Source organism: Stenotrophomonas maltophilia (assembly GCF_023518235.1).
Lineage (GTDB): Bacteria > Pseudomonadota > Gammaproteobacteria > Xanthomonadales > Xanthomonadaceae > Stenotrophomonas.
In genome coordinates this window covers 3,998,952-4,024,796 of record NZ_CP090423.1, presented here as the reverse complement: position 1 = coordinate 4,024,796, position 25,845 = coordinate 3,998,952, and the positions used below count along the sequence as shown (strand labels likewise).

General features: G+C 67.6%; 20 protein-coding genes. 6 read left to right on the top strand and 14 right to left on the bottom strand.

Annotated elements, in window-relative coordinates; translation table 11 throughout:
* Nucleotides 1–47 precede the first annotated feature (47 nt).
* Together LZ605_RS18755 and LZ605_RS18750 are read right to left on the bottom strand one after the other, a co-directional pair.
* The gene (locus tag LZ605_RS18755; RefSeq protein ID WP_249844951.1) at nucleotides 48–383 is read right to left on the bottom strand and encodes a hypothetical protein; all 336 of its coding nucleotides are present in this window, start codon (nucleotides 381–383) and stop codon (nucleotides 48–50) included.
* Nucleotides 383–1,423, bottom strand: a complete 1,041-nt coding sequence (locus LZ605_RS18750) for a S41 family peptidase (RefSeq protein ID WP_249842848.1) — start codon at nucleotides 1,421–1,423, stop codon at nucleotides 383–385. The genes LZ605_RS18755 and LZ605_RS18750 overlap by 1 nt, the downstream gene beginning before the upstream one ends.
* A gap of 408 nt (nucleotides 1,424–1,831) precedes the next feature.
* Between LZ605_RS18750 and LZ605_RS18745 the strand changes: the two genes are divergently transcribed.
* Complete coding sequence (locus tag LZ605_RS18745) at nucleotides 1,832–2,266, top strand: hypothetical protein (RefSeq protein WP_249842847.1); 435 nt, start codon at nucleotides 1,832–1,834, stop codon at nucleotides 2,264–2,266.
* Nucleotides 2,267–2,354: 88 nt separating this feature from the next.
* On the opposite strand, the gene LZ605_RS18740 is transcribed toward LZ605_RS18745, so the two are convergent.
* The 6 genes from LZ605_RS18740 to LZ605_RS18715 all read right to left on the bottom strand — a co-directional run bounded on the left by LZ605_RS18740 (nucleotide 2,355) and on the right by LZ605_RS18715 (nucleotide 11,250).
* On the bottom strand, nucleotides 2,355–5,378 hold the full coding sequence (locus tag LZ605_RS18740; RefSeq protein WP_249842846.1) for an autotransporter outer membrane beta-barrel domain-containing protein: 3,024 nt from the start codon (nucleotides 5,376–5,378) through the stop codon (nucleotides 2,355–2,357).
* 224 nt (nucleotides 5,379–5,602) lie between these two features.
* Nucleotides 5,603–6,670: an acyltransferase family protein gene (locus tag LZ605_RS18735; protein ID WP_249842845.1), complete on the bottom strand. Its 1,068-nt coding sequence runs from the start codon at nucleotides 6,668–6,670 to the stop codon at nucleotides 5,603–5,605.
* Nucleotides 6,670–7,818: an N-acetylglucosamine-6-phosphate deacetylase gene (gene nagA, locus LZ605_RS18730; protein WP_249842844.1), complete on the bottom strand. Its 1,149-nt coding sequence runs from the start codon at nucleotides 7,816–7,818 to the stop codon at nucleotides 6,670–6,672. Before nagA ends, LZ605_RS18735 begins: the two co-directional genes overlap by 1 nt.
* Nucleotides 7,818–8,846 carry an SIS domain-containing protein gene (locus LZ605_RS18725; protein ID WP_107232007.1) on the bottom strand — a complete coding sequence of 343 codons (1,029 nt, stop codon included), beginning with the start codon at nucleotides 8,844–8,846 and terminating at the stop codon, nucleotides 7,818–7,820. The genes nagA and LZ605_RS18725 overlap by 1 nt, the downstream gene beginning before the upstream one ends.
* A 7-nt stretch (nucleotides 8,847–8,853) precedes the next feature.
* A complete protein-coding gene (locus LZ605_RS18720; protein ID WP_006391719.1) occupies nucleotides 8,854–9,921 on the bottom strand; it encodes a LacI family DNA-binding transcriptional regulator in 1,068 nt (355 codons plus the stop codon).
* A gap of 39 nt (nucleotides 9,922–9,960) precedes the next feature.
* A complete protein-coding gene (locus LZ605_RS18715) occupies nucleotides 9,961–11,250 on the bottom strand; it encodes a sugar MFS transporter (RefSeq protein ID WP_107232006.1) in 1,290 nt (429 codons plus the stop codon).
* Nucleotides 11,251–11,626: 376 nt separating this feature from the next.
* On the opposite strand from LZ605_RS18715, the gene LZ605_RS18710 reads away from it, so the two are divergent.
* From LZ605_RS18710 to LZ605_RS18700, 3 genes are all read left to right on the top strand, one after another.
* Nucleotides 11,627–12,643 carry a glucokinase family protein gene (locus LZ605_RS18710; protein ID WP_249842843.1) on the top strand — a complete coding sequence of 339 codons (1,017 nt, stop codon included), beginning with the start codon at nucleotides 11,627–11,629 and terminating at the stop codon, nucleotides 12,641–12,643.
* Between the two features lie 143 nt (nucleotides 12,644–12,786).
* Nucleotides 12,787–15,450 carry a TonB-dependent receptor gene (locus tag LZ605_RS18705; protein ID WP_249842842.1) on the top strand — a complete coding sequence of 888 codons (2,664 nt, stop codon included), beginning with the start codon at nucleotides 12,787–12,789 and terminating at the stop codon, nucleotides 15,448–15,450.
* Between the two features lie 111 nt (nucleotides 15,451–15,561).
* Nucleotides 15,562–17,919, top strand: a complete 2,358-nt coding sequence (locus LZ605_RS18700; protein WP_249842841.1) for a beta-N-acetylhexosaminidase — start codon at nucleotides 15,562–15,564, stop codon at nucleotides 17,917–17,919.
* 82 nt (nucleotides 17,920–18,001) lie between these two features.
* Here the strand turns inward: LZ605_RS18700 and LZ605_RS18695 are convergent, their stop codons facing one another.
* Complete coding sequence (locus tag LZ605_RS18695; protein ID WP_249844950.1) at nucleotides 18,002–18,403, bottom strand: VanZ family protein; 402 nt, start codon at nucleotides 18,401–18,403, stop codon at nucleotides 18,002–18,004.
* Entirely contained in the window at nucleotides 18,391–19,575 is a 1,185-nt protein-coding gene (locus tag LZ605_RS18690; protein WP_249842840.1) for a class I SAM-dependent methyltransferase, read from the bottom strand. Before LZ605_RS18690 ends, LZ605_RS18695 begins: the two co-directional genes overlap by 13 nt.
* Nucleotides 19,576–19,634: 59 nt before the next feature.
* Between LZ605_RS18690 and LZ605_RS18685 the strand changes: the two genes are divergently transcribed.
* Nucleotides 19,635–20,372: a pteridine reductase gene (locus LZ605_RS18685; protein ID WP_249842839.1), complete on the top strand. Its 738-nt coding sequence runs from the start codon at nucleotides 19,635–19,637 to the stop codon at nucleotides 20,370–20,372.
* A gap of 59 nt (nucleotides 20,373–20,431) precedes the next feature.
* On the opposite strand, the gene folK is transcribed toward LZ605_RS18685, so the two are convergent.
* Complete coding sequence (folK, locus tag LZ605_RS18680) at nucleotides 20,432–20,917, bottom strand: 2-amino-4-hydroxy-6-hydroxymethyldihydropteridine diphosphokinase (RefSeq protein WP_249842838.1); 486 nt, start codon at nucleotides 20,915–20,917, stop codon at nucleotides 20,432–20,434.
* 93 nt (nucleotides 20,918–21,010) lie between these two features.
* Between folK and LZ605_RS18675 the strand changes: the two genes are divergently transcribed.
* Nucleotides 21,011–21,760 carry a 20S proteasome subunit A/B gene (locus LZ605_RS18675; protein ID WP_249842837.1) on the top strand — a complete coding sequence of 250 codons (750 nt, stop codon included), beginning with the start codon at nucleotides 21,011–21,013 and terminating at the stop codon, nucleotides 21,758–21,760.
* Nucleotides 21,761–21,831: 71 nt separating this feature from the next.
* On the opposite strand, the gene LZ605_RS18670 is transcribed toward LZ605_RS18675, so the two are convergent.
* From LZ605_RS18670 to LZ605_RS18660, 3 genes are read right to left on the bottom strand one after another with little or no spacing between them, the layout of a single operon-like run.
* Nucleotides 21,832–23,343, bottom strand: a complete 1,512-nt coding sequence (locus LZ605_RS18670; RefSeq protein ID WP_249842836.1) for a hybrid sensor histidine kinase/response regulator — start codon at nucleotides 23,341–23,343, stop codon at nucleotides 21,832–21,834.
* A gap of 4 nt (nucleotides 23,344–23,347) precedes the next feature.
* Nucleotides 23,348–23,788, bottom strand: a complete 441-nt coding sequence (locus LZ605_RS18665; protein ID WP_057496590.1) for a response regulator — start codon at nucleotides 23,786–23,788, stop codon at nucleotides 23,348–23,350.
* Nucleotides 23,785–25,602 carry a sensor histidine kinase gene (locus LZ605_RS18660; protein WP_249842835.1) on the bottom strand — a complete coding sequence of 606 codons (1,818 nt, stop codon included), beginning with the start codon at nucleotides 25,600–25,602 and terminating at the stop codon, nucleotides 23,785–23,787. The genes LZ605_RS18665 and LZ605_RS18660 overlap by 4 nt, the downstream gene beginning before the upstream one ends.
* Nucleotides 25,603–25,845: the final 243 nt, after the last annotated feature.

Here is a 25,845-nt window from a genome sequence, read left to right as displayed (position 1 = left end):
TCGGTTCCGGTACGTGATTGCAGGGCAGACTTTAACAGGCCCGGTCCTCAACCGATGAATCCGTGCCGCCACAGCCACCCGGCCACCGCCAGCGCGGCCACCCCCACCAGCATCAGCGGCAGGCCGAAACGATGCCGCCACGGAATCGGCACCCCGCCCAGCTGCTGGTCCATGCTGTCGGTATCCAGTACCCAGCCGTGTTCGCAACGGGTGCAGGCCAGCTCGTAACGGCGCTGGTAGGTAAAGCCGAACAGCAGGTCGATGCGCGCCATCCTGTAGCGCAGCTGCGCGGCGAAGTCGGTTTCGGTCTGGCAGTGCAGGCAGTGGTGCGCTTCGGTGGGGCCCACCACCATCACCCGCTCCTGCTGGCCGATCAGCAGCATCATGTGCGGCCCTGGCAGGCGGGCTGGGCCAGCAGCCACTGCTGAGCCGCCGCCAGCGTGGCCGCGTCCCCTTCCGTGTACTGATCCGGTTCGATCTTCAGGCCATCGCCGCGGCCGTCGCGATCCTGCATCACGCTGGTGGTCAGCACCAGGCGGCTGCCATCGGCCAGGGTGTGCACGACGTTCCCAGTCGAGACGCCTGCCGTCGGCTGGCCGAAGCTGCGCGTCTGCGCGCGGCCACGCCACGCCAGCGCCGAGGCCTCGCCGGAGCTGCCGGTGCGCGGCCCGAACAGCACCGCCACCGGCGCGCCGGGCTGCCGCAGCATATGGCCGGACTGGCCGAAATCCAGCAAGGGTTTGCCCGCCAGCTGCACGGCGCTGGCCGTCAACGTCCAGCGCTGCGGCCCGTGCGAGGTTTCGAACTTCCCCACATCCTCGTTGTTCAGCACCGAGGTGCGCAGCAGCGGTGCCATGCCCAGCAGCATCGGCCACATGGTGCCGCCGCCGTTGTCACGCAGGTCCACGATCCAGCCACAGCGCGCGCCGTCGTCCTTGCTGCGGATCACCTGCTGCCACCGCGCAGCGCGCTGGATGTCCTGGCGGAATTTTTCCTGTGGTGTCGCGCCGGGCGTGGCGGCATAGCCCTCGATGACCACCCAGCCGATACGTGCATCCACCGCATCGGCGACCTTGGCCCTGTCCACCGCGGCGGCGCCGGCCTGCTGCGCGCGCGCCAGGGAGTCGCGCTGGCGCTGGGTCGTCGTCCATAGACCATGGTGGCCCGTGCTGAGCGCGATGGCTTCGCGCAGCAACGCCAGCCGCTGCGTAGGCTCTCCCTGCACCGATTGCAGCCGTGTGCGCATGGCAGGCCAGTCCACCCGGTCGCGATACAACGCCTGCCGTTCAAGCAGGTTGAGGATCTGCACCTGCGCCTCCGGCGAGGGCAGCTCGACCGACGTAGGGGCCTCGGCCAGGGCGTTGGCAGCCAACAGCGCGATCATCAGCGCGCCGATGCGACGCACTTCCTTGCGAACCTGCATGCGACGTTTCCTTGTCGTTGACTCAGGCCGCAGCATAGCTTGCCGGCGATGCGCTTTGCCATGCGCGAACTGTCGTATCTGGCTCCGCCGCAGGCTGGGGAAGACGGCCTCGATGCGATCAGTACTTTGCAACTTTGCCCATGTCTTCGCTGCGTAGAACGCAAGAAGGTGGCCTCCGTCGGCGCCTCTTATGCCGGCCGGGATTGGCGTCCTGAATCAAACATCCAAGGGAATGAGTTGCCGTCACTGCGGCAATCACGACAATGCACCGGCTCGCCCATGGCGGGCGGTGCGTGGGGATCCTCGCGATCCGTCGGCTTTTTTCCCTTGGATTTTGACCGGCACGCCAACCCGCACCGCCCGCCACCTTGCATCCCGCAGGTGGCCTCGCCTAGTGAGGTTGCCGCCATGAACACGCCCTACCCCACCTATCCACGCCTGCATGCACTGCTTGGCGCTGCCCTGCCCGGCCTGCAGCTGTCCAATGCTGCCGCCGAAGCGTTGGAAGATGCGCTCACCGACGCCCATGAACACGCGCCGCCCTCGGCGTTCTTCGCGCGATTGCGTGGCATTGCGCGGGGCCAAGCCGCCGATGGGCAGGCGTGGCGCGAGCGGCAACTAAGCCAGGCACGCGGTCAGGAGCTGGCCGAGGCGACGCGCTGTATGGCGGCGGTGGTTGCGTGTGGCGGTGTGTTGTTGGCGGCGCAGTCCGCACGCGAGATGGATGATGTGCAGGGGCAGTGTCCGCCGCAGGTGGAGGAAGGGTTGCTGCATGCGGTGGTGGTGTTGGCCGATCATGCCGGGGCGCTGGTGGAACCGGATGCGTGCGCACCGTTGTTGTAGAGCCGAGCCCGTGCTCGGCTGCGCGGGGGATCTGTGCCGACCAAGGTCGGCACCTACCCGAGCGGGGGCCGCCCGGAGCGCGACGGCGCTACCAGTCCGCGCGCAGGCCGATGTTGCCTTCGATGATGCGGCGCTTCTCGTTGCGGTCGCCGCCCAGTTCGCGGGTGTAATCAGCCACGGCGTAGGCACTGATGGCGCGGTTGAAACGCCCGACCACACCCACGCCGGCCTCCAGCGCGCGCGAACGCTGCGCATTGACGATCACATCCTCATCGAAACGGATGCGATCTTCGCCAGAGCGGCCGTGCCAGTAGTTGAGCTTGAAATACGGCTGCCAGCCGTTGTCGGCCAGCTGGTAATCACCGGCCAGGCGCAGGCCGATGCGGCCGGTCCAGGCGTTGTCGTTGTCGAAGCCTACGCTCGACACCACATCGCGCCGGTCATCCAGCGCTGTGCGTTGCCAGATCACCTGCAGTTGCGGTTCCAGCCACCACGCAGACTGACCGAAGTGCAGTAGCGGCTTGCCTGCCTCCACCGACACGCTGGTGCCGTCACCGCTCAGGCCGAAGCCGAGCCCGCGCGAGGAACGCACGCGGCCGTCGTAGCGGCTCTGCATCGCCACGGCGTCGATGTAGCCCCCGCTGCTGTCGGTGAACGTCCAGTACAGGCCCACGTGCTTGTCGTCCAAGCGGTTCTGGCCCACCTGTACGTTCTCCCAGCCCAGTGCCAGGCCGGTGGTCTTGCCCTGCGCGCGGGTGCGGCCGACGAACACGCCGATCTGGTTGCGGTGGTGGTCAGACGCCGCGGCCCACACATCCAGACCGGCCTGCAGTCCCATCACATCTCCATCGAAGCCGGGCTGTGCATCGCCCTTCCAGTGGATCTCGCTGCTCTGCCCCACCAACCGGCCCCAAGCGGTGCGGAAGGCGCCCTGGTTGTACAGCAGGCGCTGTTCGCCCTGGCGCTCGTGGAACGTTCCGAGGCTGGCCAGCGAGGTCTCGCGCAGCAGTGGCGGCACCACCGCATAGGCAGCAGTTTCCACACGGTACAGCGGCACCACCGCGCCTTCGGCCGGACGCGCGCCGGGGGTTGGCGGTGTGCCGGTGCCGGGCAATGCACCACCGGCCACCGGTACATCGGGAACCGCTGGGTCACTGGGTGGTCCCACCGGTGCGGGTTCCGGCGGCGGCGGCGGCGGTGCGGTCTCGCCGGCGGTCAGGTCCGGGTCGATGGCGCCCTCCGGCGGCGGCGGCGGGGCCGGGGTGATCGGTGGCGGCGGGGCCACCGGCGGTGTCAACGGCGGCGGCGTGGCGGTGCCGTTGCCATTCGGTGCCGGCGTCGGCCCGGTCACCAGGGTCGAGCGCAGGTACCAGTTCTCGCTGGTGCCGGCACTCACTCCGCCCTTGAACAGGAAGTACTCGTAGGCACCGGCCGCTACCGGTGCGAACAACGAGAACGCGCCAGGAGCAGTACTCGCGCCGTTCAACGCCTGCACCACCAGGATGCCATCGGCCAGCGTGGCCGCACCGCCGCCGCCGGCATTGAGGATGCCGATGCCGGTGCTGCCGGTCGCAGCGCCGCCATCGATCACCAACCGGTCGCTGGTCGAGTTGTCCGCGCCCAGCACCGTGCGCAGGTACAGGCCACCGCCGTCACCGCGGTAGTTGCCGCGCACGGTGAACACATCGCCGGCACCGGTGCCGGTCAGGTCGATGCGCCCGGCGTTGACCATGTCCACCAGTGCGGCGCTGTTGAACGGGCGGATCGCGTGGCCGCCACTGCCGGCGTACACGGTACTGGTGTCATCCACGGTGAGCGTGCCGGAGCCGGTTGCGCTGTCGCCCAGCACAAGATCGCCGTCGAAGCTCAGTTCGGTACTGTTGGCCAGGCCGATCGCTTCCCAGTTCTGGAAGCGGCTGACGCCTGCGGTCTTGACGTTGCTGAGGTTGAGCTGGTCCACGCCGCTGCCACCCTCGAACAGGGGTACCGCGCCGAGGTTGCCCTGGTTGAGATTGCTGAGGTTGGCGACGTCGTTGTCCGGGCCCATGTCGATCGCGCCGTAGACGATACCGCCGCCATTCCAGGTGAAGGTGTCGTTGCCGGTGCTGAGCAGCACCTGCCCGCGCACGGTGCCATCGGTGATGGTCACGCTGTCGTTGCCGCCGCTGACGCTGATGTTGCCGCCGATGTACGCGGTACCGGAAATGATGATGGTATCGGTGTCGAAACCGGTGACCACGTTGCCATCCACAGTGCCGCCTGACTGGTCCCAGAGATTCTTGTCCAGCTTCATGTTGACGCGGCCGATACGGCCACCGGTCATCCAGGCCTGGTCGCCGTCCTCGAACGCACCGACGATGCGGCCCCCGCTCATGCGGAAGGTATCGATGTTGTCGCCCTGCTGCAGCGCGCCCACGGTACCGGCGGTCATGACGAAATCATCGCGGCCACTGCCCTGCGCCACCACGCCGGTGACGGTGCCGCCGTTGACCGTCATCTGGTCATCGCCCGTGCCTTGGTCAACGCTGTCGATCGTGCCATTGCCGAGCAGCAGCACATCGCTGCCAACGCCCTGCAGCACGCCGCCGGTGATACTGCCTGCCTGCATCTCCAGGCGATCATTGCCGGCATCGAACTGCACGCCGGTGCGCCCGCTGATCGTGCCGCGGTTGACCAGCACGCTGTCACCGGCACCGACGAACTGCAGGGCCGTGGTGTTGCCGGTACTGATGCTGCCGGTGTTGTCGACACGGCTGCCGCCACCGAGCTGCACGGCCACGCCACCGACCGAACTGATCGTGCCCAGGTTGGACAGCAGGTGCCCACCGGCGCCGACCAGCGCGATGGCGCTGGCGCCGCCGCTCTGCTCCAGCTGTGCGCCGTTGGCGACGTTGACGGTGATGCCGGCCGTGCCACTGGCGGTGATGGGCACCGTCTGCGGGTTCGGCGCGTTGGCGTTGCAGGTGACGGTCTGGCCGCCGACCGGGGCAACGGTATCGCAGCCGGCCCATGCAACGCCGGCGGACAACAGCAGGGAGGGGACCGCCAGGGCCTGCAGCACGGAAACGGAGAGGCGGCGCGGGCGAAGCGCGCGCGGGACGGCACGGGACATACAGCACTCCTGGACAGGGGAAACAGGAACTGCGGATATGCGGCACTGCGCTGGCAGTCTGCCGTGCGGTGAATGGTTTCGATAGATGAATTTATGCACTGAACATCACATTTTGAATGTGAAGTCCGACGATCATCACCTGGGTGTTATGTGGCTGAAATCGTTCAGCCTCGCAGGTGGGGTCAGAGCCGATTCCTGCGGAAAGGGGTCCGACCCCGGGGTGCTCAGATCTTCAGGTAGATCCTGCGCCTGTCCAGCCACCACGCCACGCCCCACCACAATGCAACGAACGCCAGCGCCTGCAGCATGGACGCCAGCTCGAGCGCCTGCGGCATTGCGGTGGCCAGCTGCTGCCAGATCCAGCCCCAGGCGCCGGTCGCCAGCAGCACCACCGACATCACCGAGGCGCCCAGGTACGCCGTGATCGCGTTGACGCCGAAACGCCGGCCCAACGCCGGCCAACCCTTCTGGTCGATCAGCCAGTGCCCCAGCCACAACGCCAGCGCGGCCAGCCCCCCCGTCCACAGCACGTAGCTGGGTGTCCACAGCTGCTTGTTCAACGGCAGCACGAGGGCCAGCAGCAGGCCGAGCACGGCGGTCGCTGCGCCCAGCCCGGCCAGTGCAGCAGCATGCCCGTTGCGCAGCAGGCCACCGGCCAGCAGGCCCAGCACGGTGCTGGCCAGCGCGCCCAGTGTGCTCAGCAATCCTTCCGGGTCATGCCCAAGGCCGGTATCGACGTGCCATTGATAGACCCACGGCGCGAACAGCGCGGTATCCAGACGGCTGGCCGGGTTGGTCCACGGCGCCAGGTCACCGATACCGAGCAGCAGCACGGTATAGCCCACCAGCAGCGCGACCAGCACGCCGGCCTGCACGCGCGGTCGTGCATACACCGCCAGCACACCCACCAGCGCTGCGCACACGGCGATGCGCTGGAGCACGCCCCAGATGCGGAAGTGGTGCGTATCCAGCGCCCACCAGATCAGCAGATGCAGCAGCGCACCGGCCACCAGGATGCGCAGCGCGCGCTCCAGCACACCGCGCGCCAGTGCGGGTCTCGCCGCCACGTCCAGCGCGCGTGGTGCCACGCTGAAGGCCATCGACACGCCGACCAGGAACAGGAAGAACGGGAACACCAGGTCGGTGGGCGTGCAGCCATGCCATTCCGAGTGACGCAGCGGTGCGAACACCGCACTCCAGTCGCCCGGGTTGTTGACCAGCAGCATCGCCGCCACGGTGATGCCGCGCAGGGCATCGATCGAGCCCAGCCGGCGTGGCGGCGTCGCGTTCATCAGGCGGCCTCGTACTGTCCGGCGATCCAGGTGCCACGCACCTGCAGCGCATCGTCCAGCAGCACCAGGTCGGCCTGGTAGCCTTTGGCGATGTGGCCCAGGCGGTCATCGACGTTGAGGAACTGCGCCGGATAGGTCGAGGCCATGCGTGCCGCTTCGGCCAGCGGCTGACCGAGCAGCTGCACGGTGTTGCGCACCGCAGTGGCCATGTCCAGCGCCGAACCCGCCAGCGAACCGGCAGCGTTGCGCACCACGCCGTCGATGGCGGTGATGGTTTCGCCGTACAGCACGTAGCTGGGATCGTCGGCACCGACTGGCGGCATCGCATCGGTGACCAGCAGCAGGCGGCCGCGCGGCTTGGCCGCCAGCGCCACGCGCAGGCTGGCCGGATGCACATGCACGCCATCGACGATGATGCCGATCCAGCTGTCGCGGTCTTCCAGCGCAGCGCCCACCGCGCCAGGCTCGCGGCCCTGCAGCGGCGACATCGCGTTGTACAGGTGGGTGAAACCGCGCACGCCGGCATCCAGCCCGGCGCGGATCTCTTCGTAGGTGCCTGCCGTGTGGCCGGCGGCGACGATCACGCCGCGCTCGACCAGCGCACGGATGGTTTCCAGCGGCACCCGTTCCGGCGCCAGCGTCAGCAGGGTCACGCCGTTGTCGAGCGAGGCCGCCAGCGCGATCTCCTCCTCATCCGGTACGCGGAACTTGCTGGCGTCGTGCGTGCCCTTGCGCGCCGGTGCGATGTACGGGCCTTCCAGGTGGATGCCGATCACGCCCGGCACGCCCTGTGCGATGGCCTCGCGCAGCGCTGCGATGGCCTCGCGCATCACCGCTACGTCGTCGCTGATCAGGGTCGGCAGCATTGCGGTGGTGCCGAAGCGCCGGTGCGCCTGCGCGATGGTGCGCAGCGCCGCCACGTCCGGCGTGTTGTTGAACAGCGCGCCGCCTCCGCCGTTGACCTGCACGTCGATGAAGCCGGGCAGCAGCCAGCCACCGCCCAGGTCCATCTGCTCATCGGCCTGGCCGAGCTGCGGCGCGGCGTCGGGCAACAGCGCGGTGATCTTCCCGTTTTCGATCACCACCGCCAGGTCATCGCGGAAATCATCCCCGACCAGGATGCGGGCATTGCGCAGCACGGTGGCCATCACACGGTCTCCGTAACCTTGTTCAGGTGCGGCGGTAGATCCGGGTTGAAGCCGCGACGCAGGGCCAGCGCGTTGATCGCGCGGTAGAAGCTCTGCACGGTCAGCAGCGGCGCGCACAGCGGATGCGGTGCGGCCGCGACCGGCAGGTTGCCACCGGCACCGGCCAGCCACACCCGCGCGCCACGCGCGGTGAACTCATCGACCACTGCACGGGTGCCGGCGCCGGTTTCATCCGGCTGGGCGAAAGCCAGCACCGGGAAGCCGCGGTCAACCAGCGCCATCGGGCCATGCTTCACTTCGGCCGAGCTGTAGGCTTCGGCATGCAGGCTGCAGGTTTCCTTGAACTTCAGCGCCGCTTCCTGCGCCGCGCCCAGGCCCAGGCCACGGCCCAGCACGAACAGATTGGTTGCCTCGACCAGGCCCTCGGTCACTGCGCTCCAGTCGCACTGCCACGCCTCGCGCATGGCATCGGGCAGCAGGTCCAGCGCATTGCGCAGGCTGCTGTCCTGCTTCCAGTACGCGGCCAGCTGCAGCAGCGCGGCCAGCGAGGCCAGGTAGCTCTTGGTGGCGGCCACACTCTTTTCGGCACCGGCATGCAGCGGGATGACCGTGTCGGCCAGCTGCGCCAGCGGTGAATCCTCGACATTGACCAGCGCAACCACGCGCGCGCCGGCGGCCTTGGCGGCTTCGGCGTTGCGCAGCAGGTCCGGGCTCTTGCCCGACTGCGAGATGACGATGAACAGCGCGCCGCGCAGCTGCAGCGGCGCGGCATACACCGACCCCACCGACGGCGAGGCCGAGGCGACCACCAGGCCCAGCTGGGTTTCCAGCAGGTACTTGCCGTAGGTGGCGGCGTGATCGGAACTGCCGCGCGCGCAGGTGACCACGAACGGCGGCGGCGCCGCGCGCAGGCTGGCGGCCAGGGTTTCCATGGTGGCGTGGTTGCGCGAGAACTGGCGGGCAACCACGTCGGCCGCTTCAGCGGCCTCGGCGAACATCAAGGTGGCGGTGGGGTCTGACAGCGACATGGCAGGCTCAGGCAGGATCGGAAGGAAGGGGACGTGCGCCGGCCGGGCGCATCGGCGCGGTCGAACCGCGCACCACCAGCTGCGGCACGAAGCCCTGGTTGTGCAGCGGAGCGGGCGCGTCGTCGTAGGCATCGCTGCGCAGCTGCGCGATCAGCAGGCGCGCGGCATGGCGGGCGATGTCCTCGGTGGCCTGCTTGGCGGTGGTCAGCGGCGGCCACGACTGGCGCGAGAACGGGCTGTCCTCGAAGCCGGCGATGGACAGGTCGTAGGGCACGTTCATGCCGGCCGACTTGGCCGCGGCCAGTACACCGGCGGCGATTTCGTCGTTGGAGCCGAAGATGGCGGTGGGCGGTTCGCGCAGCGCCAGCAGACGGCGCGCACCACGGAAACCATCATCGAAGGTGTAGTCGCCCTGCACCACCAGGTGCTTGTCCACGGTCATGCCGTAGTCCTTCAGCGCGGCCTCGTAACCGGCGTAGCGTTCGCCCGAGGAACGGTGCGAGATGCCGCCCCAGAGGAAGCCGATGCGCTGGTGGCCGAGCTGGATCAGATGCTCGGTGATCTCGTAGGCGGCCTCGCGGTCGTCGACGAACACGCAGGCACCGTCGGCCGGGTCTTCGGTGGCGGCGATGATGCGCACCAGCTTGATGCCGCGCGCGGTCAGCGCCTGGATCAGGTCGCGGCGCTCGGACATCGGCGCGGTCAGTACCAGCCCGGCCAGGCGCGAGCGCTGCACCCAGTCGGCCAGTTCATCGGCCAGCAGCGGCGAGCTGGAGTCGCAGGGATGGATCTGCAGGCCGAACCCGGTCTCGCGGCAGGCGGCCAGCACGCCGTTCTGCACGCCGATGATGTGGTACGGGTTGGGGTTGTCGTAGACCAGCCCGATCACGAAGGTGGTGCCGCTGCGCAGGTTGCGCGCGGACGGGTCGGGCTCGTAGTCAAGCTCGGCGATGGCACGCAGCACCCGCGCACGGGTGGCCTGCATCACCGACGGTTCGTTGTTGATCACCCGCGAGACCGTCTTCAGCGAGACCTTGGCCTTCTCCGCAACGTCCTTGATGGTCGCTCTGCGCATGGGTTTTCCCTGGGGTTGGCTGCCGTCCATCATCGCCGATCAGGCCTTGTCCTGCGGCAGGCCGGCGCGATGGCCGATCACCGAGTAGAACAGGATGTACAGGTAGCACGGCACCATCAGCAGCACGAACACCAGCTGGAAGTCGATGTGCTGCTTGAGCACGGCGAACAGCTGCGGAATGATCGCGCCGCCGGCGATGCCCATCACCAGCAGCGCCGAGCCGGTCTCGGTGAAGCGGCCCAGGCCACGGATCGCCAGCGGGAAGATGGCCGGCCACATCATCGCGTTGGCAAAGCCCAGTGCGGCCACGAAGCCCACCGAGACATAGCCGTGGGTGACCCAGGCGCCGAGGCAGAACACCACACCCAGCACCGCCGAGATGGTCAGATAGCGCGACTGCGAGACCACCTTGGGGATCAGCAGCAGGCCGACCACGTAGCCGATGAGCATGGCAAACAGGGTCAGCGAGGTGAACATCTTGGTCTGGTCCAGCGGCAGGTCGAAGCCGTGGCCGTAGGTACCGATCGCATCGCCGGCCATCACCTCCACGCCCACGTAGACGAACAGGCACAGCACGCCCAGCCACAGGTGCGGGAACTGGAAGATGCTGCGGCGCTCGGCCGCACCGGCGCTGGTGGGGGTGGCGTTGGCTTCGGCGGACTTGATTTCCGGCAGCGGCGAGAACAGCACCGCCACCGCCAGCAGCACCAGCAGGCCGGCCATGGCCAGGTACGGTGCGTGGATCTTGGCGGCGAACTCGTTGAGCAGCTGCGCCTTGGTCGCTTCATCGGCAACGGCCACGCTGGCCGACAGGTCGCCGATACCATGCAGCACCACGGTGCCGATCAGCACCGGCGCCAGCATGCCGGCGATCTTGTTGCAGATGCCCATCAGCGCGATGCGGCGCGCCGCCGTTTCGATCGGGCCAAGGATGGAGATGTAGGGGTTGATCGCGGTCTGCAGCAGGGCCAGGCCACTGCCGATCACGAACAGGCCGCCGAGCGCCCCGGGGTACCAGCGCTGGGTGGCGAACTCACCGAACAGCGCGGCGCCGCCGGCCATCACCAGCAGGCTCAGGCTCAGGCCCTTCTTCATGCCGGTGCGGCGAAGGATCCACGACGACGGCAGCGCCAGGAAGAAGTAGGACAGGTAGAACACCATCAGCACCAGGAAGGCGCCGACCTCGCTGAGCTCGAAGGCCAGCTTGACGAAGGTGATCAACGGGCCATTGAGCCAGGTGAAGAAGCCGATCAGGAAGAACAGCACGCCGACGATGGCGATGGAGGTGGCCACGTTCGGGCGCGCGCTTGCAGCGGGGACGGCGGACATCAGGAGGGCTCCTGCGGCGACGGCCGCAGAACACGGCGTCGGAGAGTGGCTGGGAACAACGTTGTCACATTCTTTCGATGGACAACCGCGCTTTGTCAACTTCCAAATGCAGCGCGGCGCTGCCCATCCTGCACTGCGCAACCGGCTCACGGGGCAGTGTGCTGAATGCGCAGTGGGCCTTGAGGCCCATGCGGCAACGGTTCTCGCGTGAAACCCATACTCACGCCATGTAAACGTTTACCGTCCGTCGCATTCGTTGCGGCGCAGCAACGAAAGTGTCACGAACTCGTTGACATCGTTGTCAGCGCGGTTACAGACTCCGCCCCAATCGCCGTCCCCGATCCTGGGTCCGGCCCCACCTGCAGCAGGAGCCCGCGTGACCGCCAGCCACCCCGCCCCGGCCCATGCCCTGTCCCGCGTTGCGCCCTCGTTCCTGGCTGCCGACGTGGGTGGCACCCATGTGCGCGTGGCCCGGGTCCAGGCCAGCGGTGATGATGCCCATCCGGTGCAGGTGCTGGAGTACCGCAAGTACCGCAATGCCGACCACGCTGGGCTGAGCGCGATCCTGCACGACTTCCTCGGCAACGGCCCGCGGCCCACGCACTGCGTGGTGGCCAGCGCCGGCTATGCCCGCGAGGATGGCACGGTGATCACCGCCAACCTGCCGTGGCCGCTGTCGGCGCGCCAGGTGGAGGCCGACGTCGGCCTGCAGCGGGTCTACATCGTCAACGACTTCGAAGCGGTGGCCTACGCCGCCGCGCAGGTGGACGCCAGTGGCGTGCTGCACCTGTGCGGACCGGAGACCGCTGCACGCGGCCCGACCCTGGTGGTGGGTCCCGGCACTGGCCTCGGCGCCGCACTGTGGATTCCCACCGCGCACGGCCCGGTGGTGCTGGCCACCGAAGCTGGGCAGCCGAGCCTGGCGGCCAGCACCGAACTGGAAATGGCCATCGTGCGCCACATGCAGCGCGACCGCGCGCACGTGTCGATCGAGCACGCGCTGTCCGGCCCGGGCCTGATGAACCTGTACCGCGCGGTGTGCGCGCTGCAGGGGCAGGCGCCGACGCTGGCCAGCCCCGATGCGGTCACCGCCGCGGCGATGGCCGACAGCGATGCGCACGCGCGCCAGGCGCTGGATGTGTTCTGCGGCCTGCTCGGCAGCACCATCGGCGACATGGCCCTGTTCTACGGCGCCCATGGGGGCGTCTACCTGGCCGGCGGCATCCTGCCGCAGATCCGCGAATACCTGCATGCCAGCACCTTCGTCGAACGCTACCTGCAGAAGGGGCCGATGGGCGAGGCGCTGGCACGCATCCCGGTGAAGGTGGTCGAGCACGGCCAGCTGGGCGTGGTCGGCGCTGCCAGCTGGTACCTGCAGCAGTCGGCCGCCTGACACCGCAACCGGCTTCAACGCAATCGCAGCACGCAGTACGTGGCACGCCAACGCACGGGACTTCGCCGCCACCCCGCGCATGTCTTTGCAACCGTAACCGAACACCGCCGCCGGCATCCAATCGAGTGATGAGGAGAGACATCATGAACACCCGCAAGACCCTGCTTTCGGCCGCCATCGTCAGCTGCATCGCCTTCAGTGCGCACGCGCAGCAGGCCGCCCCGACCGCCACCGATCTGGACACCGTGACGGTCACGGGCATCCGTGGTTCGATGGAAAAGTCGCTCGATACCAAGCGCGAAGCCAATGCGCGCGTGGAAGTGGTCACCGCCGAAGACGTCGGCAAGCTGCCGGCGCACAACGTCGCCGACACCCTGCAGCGCCTGCCGGGCGTGAACATCAGCTCGTCCAGCGCCGACGAAGGCGGCTTCGATGAAGCCGACCGTGTCAGCCTGCGCGGCACCAGCCCGAGCCTGACCCAGACCCTGATCAACGGCCACACCGTCGGCTCGGCCGACTGGTTCGTGCTCAGCCAGGGCAACAACGTCGGCCGCAGCGTCAGCTATTCGCTGCTGCCCTCCGAACTGGTCAGCTCGGTGGAAGTGAACAAGTCCTCGCAGGCCAAGCTGCAGGACGGCGGCACCACCGGTACCGTCAACATCATCACCCGCAAGCCGCTGGAGTTCTCCAAGCAGATCACCGCCGAAGGCTCGATCGGCATGGTGCGCTCGGACCAGGCCAAGTCGAACGACCCGCAGTACTCGGCGCTGTTCAACTACAAGAACGACGAAGGCACCTTCGGCGTGATGGTGCAGGGCTTCAGCCAGAAGCGCGAGCTGCGCCGTGAAGCACAGGAAATCCCGGGCGGCTTCTTCAAGATCGCCGCGACCGATCCGGTGGCCCAGACCAACCCGGACCTGATCGGCGTCAACCTGCCGGGCCTGCTGGGTTCGACCCTGTTCGAACAGACCCGTGAGCGCAAGGGCGGCCTGGTCTCGCTGCAGTTCAAGCCGACCGACACGCTTACCCTGGGCCTGAACGGTTTCAGTTCCAAGCTGGAAGCCAACAACTACAACCGCAACTTCATGATGTTCGGCAACAGCTTCGCCAAGTCGCAGGCGCCGAATCCGGGCTATGTGGTCAAGGACGGCGTGCTGACCAACGCCACCTACGCGGGCGTGCCGGGCACCAACTACGCGGTGTACGACATGATCTACCGCGAGTCGACGGCCAAGTCGAGCTACGTCACCTTCGATGCCGACTGGCAGATCAGCGACAGCCTGACCGCCAAGTTCCAGGCCGGCAGCACCAAGGGCACCGGCGAGACGCCGCGCCAGTACATCGCCGAAGTCACCCTGGCCAATGGCGGTGGCGCCAGCTGGGCCACCCACGGCAACGGCTCGCCGATCGACTGGAGCCTGGGCGGCGACCTCTCGCCCAACGGCGTCACCAGCTTCGGCACCTGGGGCAACCAGCAGGTCACTGCCGAGGACAAGGAGAAGTGGGCAACGCTCGACTTCAACCAGTACTTCAACGACGGCGGCGTGTTGAACTCGATCGATTTCGGCCTGCGTTTCGCTGACCACAAGCGCGAAGCGCTGTCGCCGGAAGGCGCAACGCCGGGCGATATCTGGAGCGCGCTGAAGAACGGTGCCACCTCCAACTACCCCAGCGGCTTTGCCGGCGATATCGGCGGCACCTTCCCGCGCAACATCTGGTACTTCACCCCGGGTGCGCTGAAGGACGCGGTGACCAACAACTCCACCTGGCTGGCCGGCAACGATGGCCCGACCGGTCGCCACAACTACGGTGCCGAGTGGAAGGTGCAGGAGAAGAACTTCGCCGGCTACGTGCAGGCCAACTTCCGTGGTGACTGGTGGAGCGGCAACGTCGGCCTGCGCTACGTCAACATCAAGCAGGACATCGACACCTACAACGCCGTCAGCAAGGCCGCCGATGCCGATGTCAGCAGCCTGTTCGGCATGTGGGAACGCATGGCCTTCCAGAACAAGCGCAACCGCGTGCTGCCCAGCGCCAACATCAAGTTCGACCTGGACGACAACCTCGTCCTGCGCGTGGCCGCTTCGCAGACCCAGACCCTGCCGGACTACTCGGCACTGGGCGCCTCCTCCTACGGTTCGGATCTGAACAAGACCGGTGGCGGCGGCAACCCGAACCTGAAGCCGACCCTGTCCAGCAATCTGGATGCCAACCTGGAGTGGTACTTCATGCCGCGCGGCCTGCTGTCGGTGGGGGCGTACCACATGAAGCTGAAGGACTACATCGCCTTCGACGTGGTCTCGCGCCAGCTGTACAGCGAACTGACCAACCAGCTCGAGACCTACCAGATCTCCACCCCGATCAATGCCGACGGCAAGGTGACCGGCGTGGAAGTGGCCTACGAGCAGCCGATCGGCGAGTACTTCGGCGTCAACGCCAACTACACCTACGCCAACGGCACCACCGCGCACACCTGGTCGGATGGTTCGCACAACCTGCTGGGTACCTCGAAGAACACCTACAACGTGGGTGCCTACTTCGAGAACGAACGCTTCGGTGCCCGCGTCAGCTACACCCGCCGCTCTTCGTTCCTGATCAGCCTGTCCGGTACCAACCCGTACTACCAGGATGACTTCGGCACGCTGTCGGCCTCGCTGAGCTACAAGGCCACCGACTGGCTGAGCATCACCCTGGACGGTCTGAACCTCAACAACCCGACCTACAAGTACTACCAGACCGCGGCCATCCCGACCTCGTTCTACAGCAACGGCCGCCAGTACTACCTCAACTTCCGCTTCAAGTACTGATCCAGCGGCGGCAACATCGCCGAGTCGTGCACGCACGCCGGGCCTGGGTCATTCCGGGCCCGGCGTTTTTCATGTATAGCGTTCATCGCACCGTTCCAAGGAGTCGTACCGATGCTCAAGCCTTCCCGCGCCCGGATGCGCAGCGCAGTGCTGCTGGGCAGCCTGCTCGCGCTGTTGCCGGCGCTGCCGGCCCTGGCCGCCGATCCCACGCCCGCCGCTGAAGCCCCCGGCCCGCAGCTGCGTGCCGGCAGCCTGATGCTGATTCCTGCACCGGCCACCGTGCAGCACGGCCAGGGCCGCGGCATCACCGTGCGCGCTGACACCATGCTGCAGGCTGAAGGCGAAGCCGCGCAGCGCGTCGCCGCGCAGTTTGCCGACCTGCTGGCCCGCAGTGGCGGCCCACGCCTGGCGCTGGCCAAGGGCAGGACAGCGGCCAAGAGCGGCAGCATCCACTTCCAGATCGTGCCCACCTTCCGCGACAGCGGTGAGAGCTACACGCTGGAAAGCACCGCGCAGGGCGTGCTGATCCAGGCCGGCAACGAGACCGGCCTGTTCTATGGCGCCACCACCCTGGCCCAGCTCGCCACCGGCGGCAGCAATGGCGTGCTGCCGGCCGTGCAGATCCAGGACGCGCCGCGTTTCAGCTGGCGCGGTTTCATGCTCGATTCCGCGCGCCACTTCCAGAGCCTGGACGAGATCAAGCGCGTGCTCGACGCGATGGCCGCGCACAAGCTCAACACCTTCCACTGGCACCTGACCGATGACCAGGGTTGGCGCATGGAGATCAAGCGCTACCCGAAGCTGACCGGGGTGGGCAGCTGCCGCCTGCCGGCCGGCGATGGCGGCATCGATCCGGTCAGCGGCCAGGAACACCCCTACTGCGGCTTCTACACGCAGGAGCAGATCCGCGAGGTGATCGCCTATGCGGCCAGGCTGCATATCCAGGTGATCCCGGAAATCGATGTGCCGGGCCACGCCACCGCGGCGATTGCCGCGTATCCGGAGCTGGGCACGATCGATACACCGCTGAAGCCGATCAGCGAATGGGGCGTGTTCCCCAACCTGTTCAACACCGAAGACAGCACCATCACCTTCCTGGAGAACGTGCTGGAAGAAGTGATCGACCTGTTCCCGGCCAAGTACGTGCACGTCGGTGGCGACGAGGCAGTGAAGGACCAGTGGGAAGCGTCCAAGCCGGTGCAGCAGCGCATGCGTGCGCTGGGCATCAACAATGAAATGGCCATGCAGAGCCACATCATCAAGCGCCTGGAGACCTTCCTGGAGCAGCACGACCGGCGCCTGATCGGCTGGGATGAGATCCTCGAAGGCGGCCTGCCACCACAGGCCACGGTGATGTCGTGGCAGGGCACCGAAGGCGGACTGGCGGCGGCCAGCGCCGGCCATGACGTGATCATGTCGCCGGTCGGCTACCTGTACCTGGATTACCTGCAGACCGCCTCGCCGAATGAACCGCCGGGCCGCCCGACCCAGGTCAACCTCGGCAAGCTGTACAACTTCGAACCGGTGCCGGCCGAACTGGCCGCCGACAAGCGCGGGCACATCCTCGGCCTGCAGGCCAACATGTTCACCGAGCACACGCGCAGCTACGCGCGCCTGCAGCACAACCTGTTCCCGCGCCTGGCGGCGGTGGCCGAGACTGGCTGGAGCACGCCGGAACATCGCGACTTCCGCGATTTCCTCGCGCGCCTGCCGTCCCAGCTGCAGCGCTACCGCGCCTGGGGCCTGGCCTACGCGCAGACACCGTTTGAAGTGGGCGTGGACTACACCGACAAACGCGCCGCCAACACCGTGACCGTGTCGCTGGCCAATCCGCTGGGTTATGAAGTGCGCTACAGCACCGATGGCCAGCCAGTGAGCGCGCAGTCGCCGCTGTACCAGCAGCCGCTGACCGCCACGCTGCCCGCCACCGTGAAGGCGGCCGCGTTCTACCAGGGGCAGATGCTGGCGGCGAAGCCGACGGTGGCGGCGTTCACCGCGCAGTCGCTGCTCAGCCGCCGCAGCGATGAGCTGCTCAGCTGCGTGGGCAAGAAGGGCCTGGTGCTGCGCCTGGAAGACGATGGCCCGCGCGAGGGCGAGCGCGCCGTGTTCAACGTGGACATCTTCCAGCCGTGCTGGCGCTGGCCGCAGGCGCAACTGGATGGCATCGGCAGCGTGGAAGTGCGTGCGGGGCGTATTCCGTACTACTTCCAGCTGGCCCACGACGAATCCAAGCGCCGCTTCGAGAAGGCCAAGCGCGCGCATGGCGAGATGCAGGTGCGCCGTGGCGATTGCCGCGGCAAGGTGCTGGCTGAAGTGGCATTGCCGGCCAAGCCGGATGCCGATGGCTTCGTGACCCTGCGCGCGGCACTGCCTAAGGGCACGAAGGGGAACGGTGATCTGTGCATCAACTTCACCGGCGACACGCGCCCGGCGATGTGGGTGCTGGATGAGGTGACGCTGGGGAAATAACGGCAGATCTGCCCTGGTGGGTGCCAACCTGGGTCGGCACCTCAGGCAATCCTGGTAGTTGCCAACCTTGGTTGGCACGCGGTTACCCGCGCCAGCGCAGCAGCAGATCGCGCAACGGAGTCAACGCGGTGGCCAGGCCCGCCAGCACGCCCACCGTGTTGGCGATGGCGTCCATCGGATCGGCCACGCGGTCATCGGTCAATGCGCCCTGCGCGAACTCGATGCCGATGCCCATCAGTACCAGGCCCACGCCTACCCACAGCAGCGGGCGCCCGCGCCGGAACAGCTGCACCGCGCTGCCGGCCAGGATGAAATAGGCGAGGAAGTGCTCCCCCTTGTCGCTGTTTTCCGGCAGCGGGATCGGCGGCGGCGGGATCAGGCAGACCACGATCACCGCCAGCACCGCCAGCGCCCACAGCGCGCCCCACAGCCGCGGCCGGCGCAGCGGCTTGATCACCGGCAACGCACTGCTCACAGGCGCCAGCTCAGGTCGCCCAGTGCAAAGGCCGGCTCGAAATCAACACCAAGCTGCAGGCCGATGGCCTGGAAGCGCTCGCCCATTTCGGTGGGCAGGGTCAGCTTCTTCACCTGGTCGCGCAGCTGGATGCGGCCAACCTCGTCGGTACGTTCCTCGGCCAGCAGCAGCACCTGGTCCAGGCCGTTGCCGAGCAGGAAACTGGCCTGGCTGCAGTAACCGGCCAGCTCGAACCCCCCATGCATGCCTGCCTCGGCCATCGCGGTGAAATCCACCGAGGCGGTGATGTCCTGCAGGCCCGGCCAGCGGTGCACGTCGTTGTGCACGTGGTGGCGGTAGAACGCGCGCACGGTGCCATCATCGCGGTCGGGCTGGTAGAACTCGCCCCGGTTGTAACCGTAGTCGACGAACAGCAGCGCGCCGCGCTGCAGGCCGCCGGCCACCGCCTGCAGCCAGTACGGCAGCTGCGGCAGCACTTCGGAGCGGTAACCCTCGGCAAAGGGCTTTTCCAGATAGCGCTCGATGTGGCGCACCGCGCCGTTGAGCAGGATGTCGGCCGGCTGCGCGCCACGGATGAAATTGCCGTCACCATCCAGCTCGACGGTTTCCTCATACACCTCGCCGTCGCGGATCAGGAAGCGCGGTGTCGGCAGCGCGTCGATCACTTCGTTGGCAAACACCACGCCTTCCCAGTCTTCCTCGAACGGGCGGTCGACCCACTCCACGCGCGCGGCCAGCTCGGCCGGCAGGTTCTGCTGCAGGCGCTGCTGCTGGCGCTCACGCAGGTCGGCACTGGGCTCGAGGATGGCGTAGCGCGAGGGCAGCACGTCCAGTTCGGCCAGGCGCAGCAGCACCGCCTCGGCGAAAGCGCCGGTGCCGCCGCCCAGTTCCAGCATCCGCGCCTGTGCGCTCAGCTGCGCGAACACCGGCGCCAGCGCATTGGCCACGCTGCCGGCGAACAGGCTGCCGAGCTCGGGCGCGGTGGTGAAGTCGCCACTGCCACCGAACTTGCTGGCACCGGCGCTGTAATAGCCCCAGCCGGGGGTGTACAGGCACAGCTCCATGAAGCGGGAGAAAGGCATCGCCCCGCCCTGGGCAAGGATTTCGGCGCGCAGGGCGGCGGCCAGCTGGTCGCTGTGGGCCAGGGCATCGGCTTCGGGCAGGGGGAAGGTGGGCTGCATGGCGTCTTCGAATGCGGTGACAATGGTGCACAGGATAGCCGAGCCTTGGAGGACCCTCGATGAGCGACACCCACCCCGTGGTCCTGATCACCGGCAGCGCACGCCGGATCGGCGCGGCCATTGCCCGCCAGTTCCACGCCTGCGGCTGGTCGGTGGTGCTGCATGCCAACACCTCCAGCGCCGAATTGCAGCAGGCCGCGTTCGACTTCGACAACGAGCGCCCGGGCAGCGTGCTGGCCCTGCAGGCCGACCTGCGTGACGCCGACGCCCTGCCCGACCTGGTTGAACAGGCCGTCAGCCACTTCGGCCGCCTGGACGCGCTGGTCAACAATGCCTCCAACTTCTTCCCGACCCCGCTCGGCCAGGTGACCGCCGAGGCGATGGACGAGTTGTATGCGGTCAACGCGCGCGCACCGCTGCTGCTGTCCCAGGCGGCCGCGCCCTACCTGCGCCGCCAGCACGGCTGCATCGTCAACCTGACCGACCTGCACGGCACCGACCCGATGCGCGACCACATCGCCTACACCATGGCCAAGGCCGCGCTGGAAATGGCCACGCGCTCGCTGGCGCTGGAGCTGGCGCCCAAGGTGCGGGTGAATGCGGTGGCGCCGGGCGCGATCCTGTGGCCGGAACAGGGCAAGGACGATTTCGCCCGCGAGGCCCTGCTGGCGCGCACGCCGCTGGCGCGGACCGGTACGGTCGAGGAGATTGCCGAAGCGGTGTACTGGCTGGTGGCCGAGGCCAGTTTCATCACCGGCCACACGTTGCGCGTGGATGGTGGGCGTACGGTCAGCTGAGGTGTTGCCGGCCAGCGGCCGGCACTCCGGTAGTGCCGGCCGCTGGCCGGCAACCTCCCTCATTCCAGGTCCACCACCTCGAACGCGGCGCCGTACTGCGCATGCGCACGCCACAGCGTGGCCAGGTCCTGCCCGCTGACCGGGTCGATGAAATCCGGCGCGATGTCGGCCAGCGGCTTCAGCACGAAGGCGTGCTTCAGCTCCGGGCGTGGGATGCGCAGGTGGCCGGGGCCTTCCACCACCAGGTCGCCGTAGAACACCACGTCGATGTCCAGCGTGCGGTCGGAGAAGCGCGGCCCGCTGCGGTCACGGCCATGGGCGTCTTCCAGCGCATGCAGCCAGTGGTCCAGTTCCTGCAGCGGCAGATCGGTGTCGATCGCCACGGCATTGTTGAGGAAGGCCGGGCCCTCGAAACCGACTGCGGCGGTGCGGTAGGCCGGCGAGACCTGCAGCGCGCCGAAGCGCTCGCGCAGGGCCGTCACCGCGGCGTGGAGGTAGCGGCGGGGCTGGACGTTGCTGCCCAGGCTCAGGAGCACGGTGGTCATGCGGTTCCGGTGGCGGCGTTCTGGGGGGACGTGGGCATGCCGTCATCACGGCGGCCTGCCTACACTCCGGGACGCACATGATAGGGCACCGACATGACCTATTGCGTTGGAATCGAGGTGGACCAGGGCCTGGTCTTCGCCGCCGACACCCGGACCAATGCCTCGCTGGACGATGTGCGCGTGCATCGCAAGCTGCACGCGTTCGAGTACCCCGGCCAGGCAGTCTACGTGCTGATGGCGGCTGGCAACCTGGCCACCACCCAGCTGCTGGTGTCACGCCTGGGGCGTGATGCCGATGAACGGCGCACGCCCAACCTGCGCGAAATGAACCACCTGTTCGAGGCCGCCGGATACGTCGGCCAACTGCTGGTGGACAGCCAGGTGCACAGCCACCACAGCGAGCATGGCCATGACGGGGTCAACACCCAGGCCACACTGATCTTCGGCGGTCAGATCGCCGGCGAGCGGCCGGGGCTGTACATGATTTATCCGCTGGGCAATGCCATCGCCGCCTCGCCGGAGACGCCCTACCTGCAGATCGGCGAATCCAAGTACGGCAAGCCGATCCTGGATCGCATCCTCAGCCCCGCCACGCGCCTTGAAGATGCCGCGCGCACCGCGATCGTGTCGCTGGATTCAACCATCCGCTCCAATCTGTCGGTGGGTTTGCCGATCGATCTGGCACTGCTGCGCGACGGTGAACTGCGCATCGGGCAGCAGCTGCGGTTGGGCGCGGATTCGGCGCTGTATGCCGACATCCACCAGAACTGGTCCCGGCGGCTGGAACAGGCGGTGGACGCGCTGCCGCGGTTCCCGTGGGAAACCGTGGATCGACCGACCTGACCTGCCGCCGGGCACGGCCCGGCGCTACCGAAGGCGGTGGGGAGCGCCGGGCCATGCCCGGCGACGCTTACTCAGCCCAGCGCTTCGGCCACCGCGCGGAACACCTGCTGCATCTGCAGCGGCTTGCGCAGCACGTGCACCTCCACGCCGGGCGGGAAGGCATCGGCCGGCACTGCCACCGCAGCGTCCTCAAGCACCAGTGCGGGGCCGCCATAGCCCAGCGCGGCCATCTCGCCCAGCAACTGGCTGGCCGGCAGCAGCTTGGAACCGGCATCGGCGATCACCAGGGCCGGCAGCGCTTCCTGCTGCATCCAGCGCAGCGCAGCCGGGCCGTCGGACGCCAGCTGCAGCTGGTAGCCCTGGCTGGACAGCGCATTGCCCAGCAGCGACAGGCGCGTGGCTTCACCATCGACCACCAGGATCGACTGGCCACTGCCCAGCGCCACCAGCTGCTCGACCGGCTCACCGGCATCGACGCTTTCATGCATCGGCAGGCGCAGCTCAAAACATGTGCCCTGCCCCAGCGCACTGCTGACATGAATGCTGCCGCCCGCACCTTCGACGATGCGCTTGCAGGAAATCAGGCCCAGGCCGGTACCATCGGCCTTGGTGGTGAAGAACGGATTGAACAGGTGCGAGAGCGTGTCCGCGTCCATGCCGATGCCTTCATCGACCACGCGGATGCACATCCAGTCCACCCCGTCGCGATGGCCGGCGTGGTTGGCAGTCAGGCTCAGGCGGCCGCCGTCGGGCATGGCCTGGATGGCATTGAGCGCCAGGTTCAACATCACCTGCTGCAGCTCGGTGTAGTTGGCATCGACCACCAGGCCCTCATCCTGCACCTGCAGTTCCAGGCGCACCGCGTCGGGCACGTTGCTGCGCAACAGCAATGCCACCGCATCGAACAGGCCGTTGATCTCGATGCGTTCGCTGGGTTTGCGCGAGCCGCGCACGAACGACAGCATCGACTCCGCCATCTCGTGGCCACGGCGCCCGCACTCGGCGATGACATCGGCCAGATGATGCAGCTGCGGATCATCGGTGCGTGCCTTCAGCAGGTCCGGCATGATCAGCAACGGCTGCAGGATGTTGCGCAGGTCATGGCTGAGCCCGGCGGCGAGCAGCGACAGGCTTTCCAGCCGTTGTGCGCGCATCAGTTCGGTTTCCACCCGCGCGCGCTCCACGGTACTGCGCGCATCGCGGATCGCGCGCGCCACCGCCGACGGCAGGCGCGCCGGTTGGTGCTTGATGATGTAGTCGTTGGCGCCCTTCTGCAGCGCCGCCACCGCGTTCTCCTCGCCCATGGTGCCGGAGACGAAGATGAAGGGCACTTCCGGCGAGGTCTCACGCACGATACGCAGCGCATCGTCGCCGGAGAAGCCCGGCATGCTCAGGTCGGACAGCACGATGTCCGGCTGGAACGCGGCCAGCGCCCGACGCAGCTCTGCCGCGCTCTCCACGCGCTCGAAACGGGCTTGCAGGCCCGCATCGAGCATCTGTTCGGACATCAGCTCGGCATCTTCCGGGGAATCTTCCACCAGCAGGATGCGCAGCGCCCCCAGGGCGGGACCGGTCAAGGGCATGGGCTCACTCGAGTTCCGGTGCCTGGTTGATCAACGCCCAGAACTTGCCCAGGGTCTGCACCGCGCCGAAGAACTGGTCCACATCCACCGGCTTGACCACGTAGGCATTCACGCCCATGTCCCAGCTGCGGGCCAGATCGCTTTCCTCGCGCGAGGACGACAGGATCACCACCGGCAGGCGCTTGAGTTCATCGTGCTCGCGGATCTGCCGCAGCACTTCCAGGCCATCCATGCGCGGCATCTTGATGTCCAGCAGCAGCACCGCCGGCAACCCTTCCTCGCGGTTGGCGAAGGCGCCACGGCGCAGCAGGTAATCCATCACTTCCACGCCGTCTTCGACGTGCACGATGGGGTTGGCCAGGCGCGCTTCTTCCAGTGCGTCGATTGCCATTTCGGCATCGGCCGCGCTGTCTTCGGCGAGCAGGATGGTGCGCAGAGTCGTCATGCAGAAGGACCTTGTTTGTCCGCGTCGATGGCGGGAGGCAGGTAGAAGTGGAAGGTGGCGCCGACGTCCGGTTCGGCCTCGGCCCAGATACGGCCGCCATGGCGGGTCAGCACGCGGCGCACGCTGGCCAGGCCGATGCCGGTGCCGGGGTAGTCGCTGGCCTTGTGCAGGCGCTGGAATACGCCGAACAGTTTGCCGGCATAGGCCATGTCAAAGCCTGCACCATTGTCGCTGACCGTGAACTGATGACCACCGTCGGGCTGCTGCCGGTAGTCCACGCGGATCCGCGCCGGTTCGCGGTTGCCCGAGTACTTCACCGCATTGCCGAGCAGGTTCAGCCAGACCTGCCGGATCATGTTCTCATCGGCCACCACGATCGGCAGCGGTGCGATGCTCCATTCCACCTGATGGGCGTGGCCAGTGCTTTCGGCCTCGGCCAGAAGATTAGCATCGAGCATGGCGCGGGTATCGGCCACCAGCGACTGCATGTCCACAGCCTGCTGGCGCATCGCCGCGCGGCCCAGCCGTGAATAGACCAGCAGGTCGTCGATCAGCGCTGCCATGCGCCGTGCCGAACTGGAGATCACCTCCAGATAATGGCGGCTCTTGTCGTCGGCCTGCTCGCCGAGGTGGCGCGACAGCTTGTCGGAGAAGCCGGCCACATGGCGCAGTGGAGCACGCAGGTCGTGCGACACCGAATAGCTGAACGCTTCCAGTTCGCGGTTGACCTCCGACACCTGCGCCACCTTGCCTTCCAGCTGGCGATTCAACTCTTCCACGCGCAGCTGTACGGCACGCTGCACGGTGACATCGCTGATGGTCAGCAGCACGACCTCGTCATCGGTGTCAGGCAGCGGCATGCGGCGCGCGTTGAGCAGCATGTAACGCGAGATGCCATCGGCGGTGCGCTGCTCGTGCTCGAAATCCCACAGCTCGCGCCCGCGCAGCAGCACGTCGGCCAGCCGCTGGCGCACCACCGGATCCTGCCAGGCGCCATCGCCAACGGCTTCCAGCAACAGGCCGTCGGCACGTTCGTCCTGCAGCCCGTAAAGCTCGGCGAAGGCCGGGTTGTGCAGCTGCACGCGCAGGTCGCGGTCGAGCAGCACGATCGGCTCACGCACGGTCTGCAACACCGAGGCGGCGCGCGCGGCCGAGCGCAGCGACTGCCGTTCGGCGTGCAGGCGGCGGCCGATCTGCCGTTGCAGCAGCCACAGCACCAGACCCAGCAGCGCCAGCTGCACCACCATTGAACTCCACGACACCAGTTCGGTCTGCTTGCGCTGGCGCGCGGCCTGCTCGGCGCGCGCGGTCAACAGCGTCTGCTCGCTGGCCTGCAGTTCCTCGACCAGACCGCGGATCGGGTAGCGTGTACTCAGGTCCTGCACCAGCGCGCGCTGGTCGCTGTCCGGCTTGGACCGGGCCAGTTCGCGGGCCACCGCCAGCCGGCCTTCCAGCATGGATTCGATGCGGCCGATGCGGATCAGCTGGTCGGGATTGTCGCGGGTCATCCGGCCCAGTTCGGCCAGCCGCCCGGGAATCTCGTTGGCCTTGGCCATGCGTTCGCGCAGGCCGGGCGCGTCGATGCCCTTGGACAGGGTCAAAGCCGCCGATTCGACATCACGGACATCGGCCTGCAGCTGTTGCAGGGCCACCCCGACAGCCTGGGTATGGCTGACCCAGGCCATCGCCTGTTCGTTGTCCTGCTGCAGATTGCGCAGCGTCAACCACGGCACCACGATGATCGCGGCAGCCGCCAGCGCCAGGGCCGGCAACCGCCAGCGGTCCCAGATGTCGTCACTGAAAACCAGTGCCATGGTTCCTCGTCAACCGAGCCGCGAATCGGAGGTCGGGACGAACCCGACGGCGGCGGAACCGGCAATATAGCGCAGGCGGTCACATGGGCGGGCGTTCCGGCGCGGCTGGCTGAACGGGTTATGGGAACCCGGCCGTAGAGTCGAGCTTGCTCGACTGCTGTGCCATTGACCTGGGGTTGATCGATGGCGCAAGTCGAGAAAGCTCGACTATGGCCGGCAGCGGGCGCCCCACGCGGGGGCGCC

Bases quoted from the DNA above. Each gene is read 5' to 3' on its own strand.
- LZ605_RS18755 (WP_249844951.1), bottom strand. From the start codon at position 383: ATGCTGCTGATCGGCCAGCAGGAGCGGGTGATGGTGGTGGGCCCCACC.
- LZ605_RS18750 (WP_249842848.1), bottom strand. From the start codon at position 1,423: ATGCAGGTTCGCAAGGAAGTGCGTCGCATCGGCGCGCTGATGATCGCG.
- LZ605_RS18745 (WP_249842847.1), top strand. From the start codon at position 1,832: ATGAACACGCCCTACCCCACCTATCCACGCCTGCATGCACTGCTTGGC.
- LZ605_RS18740 (WP_249842846.1), bottom strand. From the start codon at position 5,378: ATGTCCCGTGCCGTCCCGCGCGCGCTTCGCCCGCGCCGCCTCTCCGTT.
- LZ605_RS18735 (WP_249842845.1), bottom strand. From the start codon at position 6,670: ATGAACGCGACGCCGCCACGCCGGCTGGGCTCGATCGATGCCCTGCGC.
- nagA (WP_249842844.1), bottom strand. From the start codon at position 7,818: ATGGCCACCGTGCTGCGCAATGCCCGCATCCTGGTCGGGGATGATTTC.
- LZ605_RS18725 (WP_107232007.1), bottom strand. From the start codon at position 8,846: ATGTCGCTGTCAGACCCCACCGCCACCTTGATGTTCGCCGAGGCCGCT.
- LZ605_RS18720 (WP_006391719.1), bottom strand. From the start codon at position 9,921: ATGCGCAGAGCGACCATCAAGGACGTTGCGGAGAAGGCCAAGGTCTCG.
- LZ605_RS18715 (WP_107232006.1), bottom strand. From the start codon at position 11,250: ATGTCCGCCGTCCCCGCTGCAAGCGCGCGCCCGAACGTGGCCACCTCC.
- LZ605_RS18705 (WP_249842842.1), top strand. From the start codon at position 12,787: ATGAACACCCGCAAGACCCTGCTTTCGGCCGCCATCGTCAGCTGCATC.
- LZ605_RS18700 (WP_249842841.1), top strand. From the start codon at position 15,562: ATGCTCAAGCCTTCCCGCGCCCGGATGCGCAGCGCAGTGCTGCTGGGC.
- LZ605_RS18690 (WP_249842840.1), bottom strand. From the start codon at position 19,575: ATGCAGCCCACCTTCCCCCTGCCCGAAGCCGATGCCCTGGCCCACAGC.
- LZ605_RS18685 (WP_249842839.1), top strand. From the start codon at position 19,635: ATGAGCGACACCCACCCCGTGGTCCTGATCACCGGCAGCGCACGCCGG.
- folK (WP_249842838.1), bottom strand. From the start codon at position 20,917: ATGACCACCGTGCTCCTGAGCCTGGGCAGCAACGTCCAGCCCCGCCGC.
- LZ605_RS18675 (WP_249842837.1), top strand. From the start codon at position 21,011: ATGACCTATTGCGTTGGAATCGAGGTGGACCAGGGCCTGGTCTTCGCC.
- LZ605_RS18670 (WP_249842836.1), bottom strand. From the start codon at position 23,343: ATGCCCTTGACCGGTCCCGCCCTGGGGGCGCTGCGCATCCTGCTGGTG.
- LZ605_RS18665 (WP_057496590.1), bottom strand. From the start codon at position 23,788: ATGACGACTCTGCGCACCATCCTGCTCGCCGAAGACAGCGCGGCCGAT.
- LZ605_RS18660 (WP_249842835.1), bottom strand. From the start codon at position 25,602: ATGGCACTGGTTTTCAGTGACGACATCTGGGACCGCTGGCGGTTGCCG.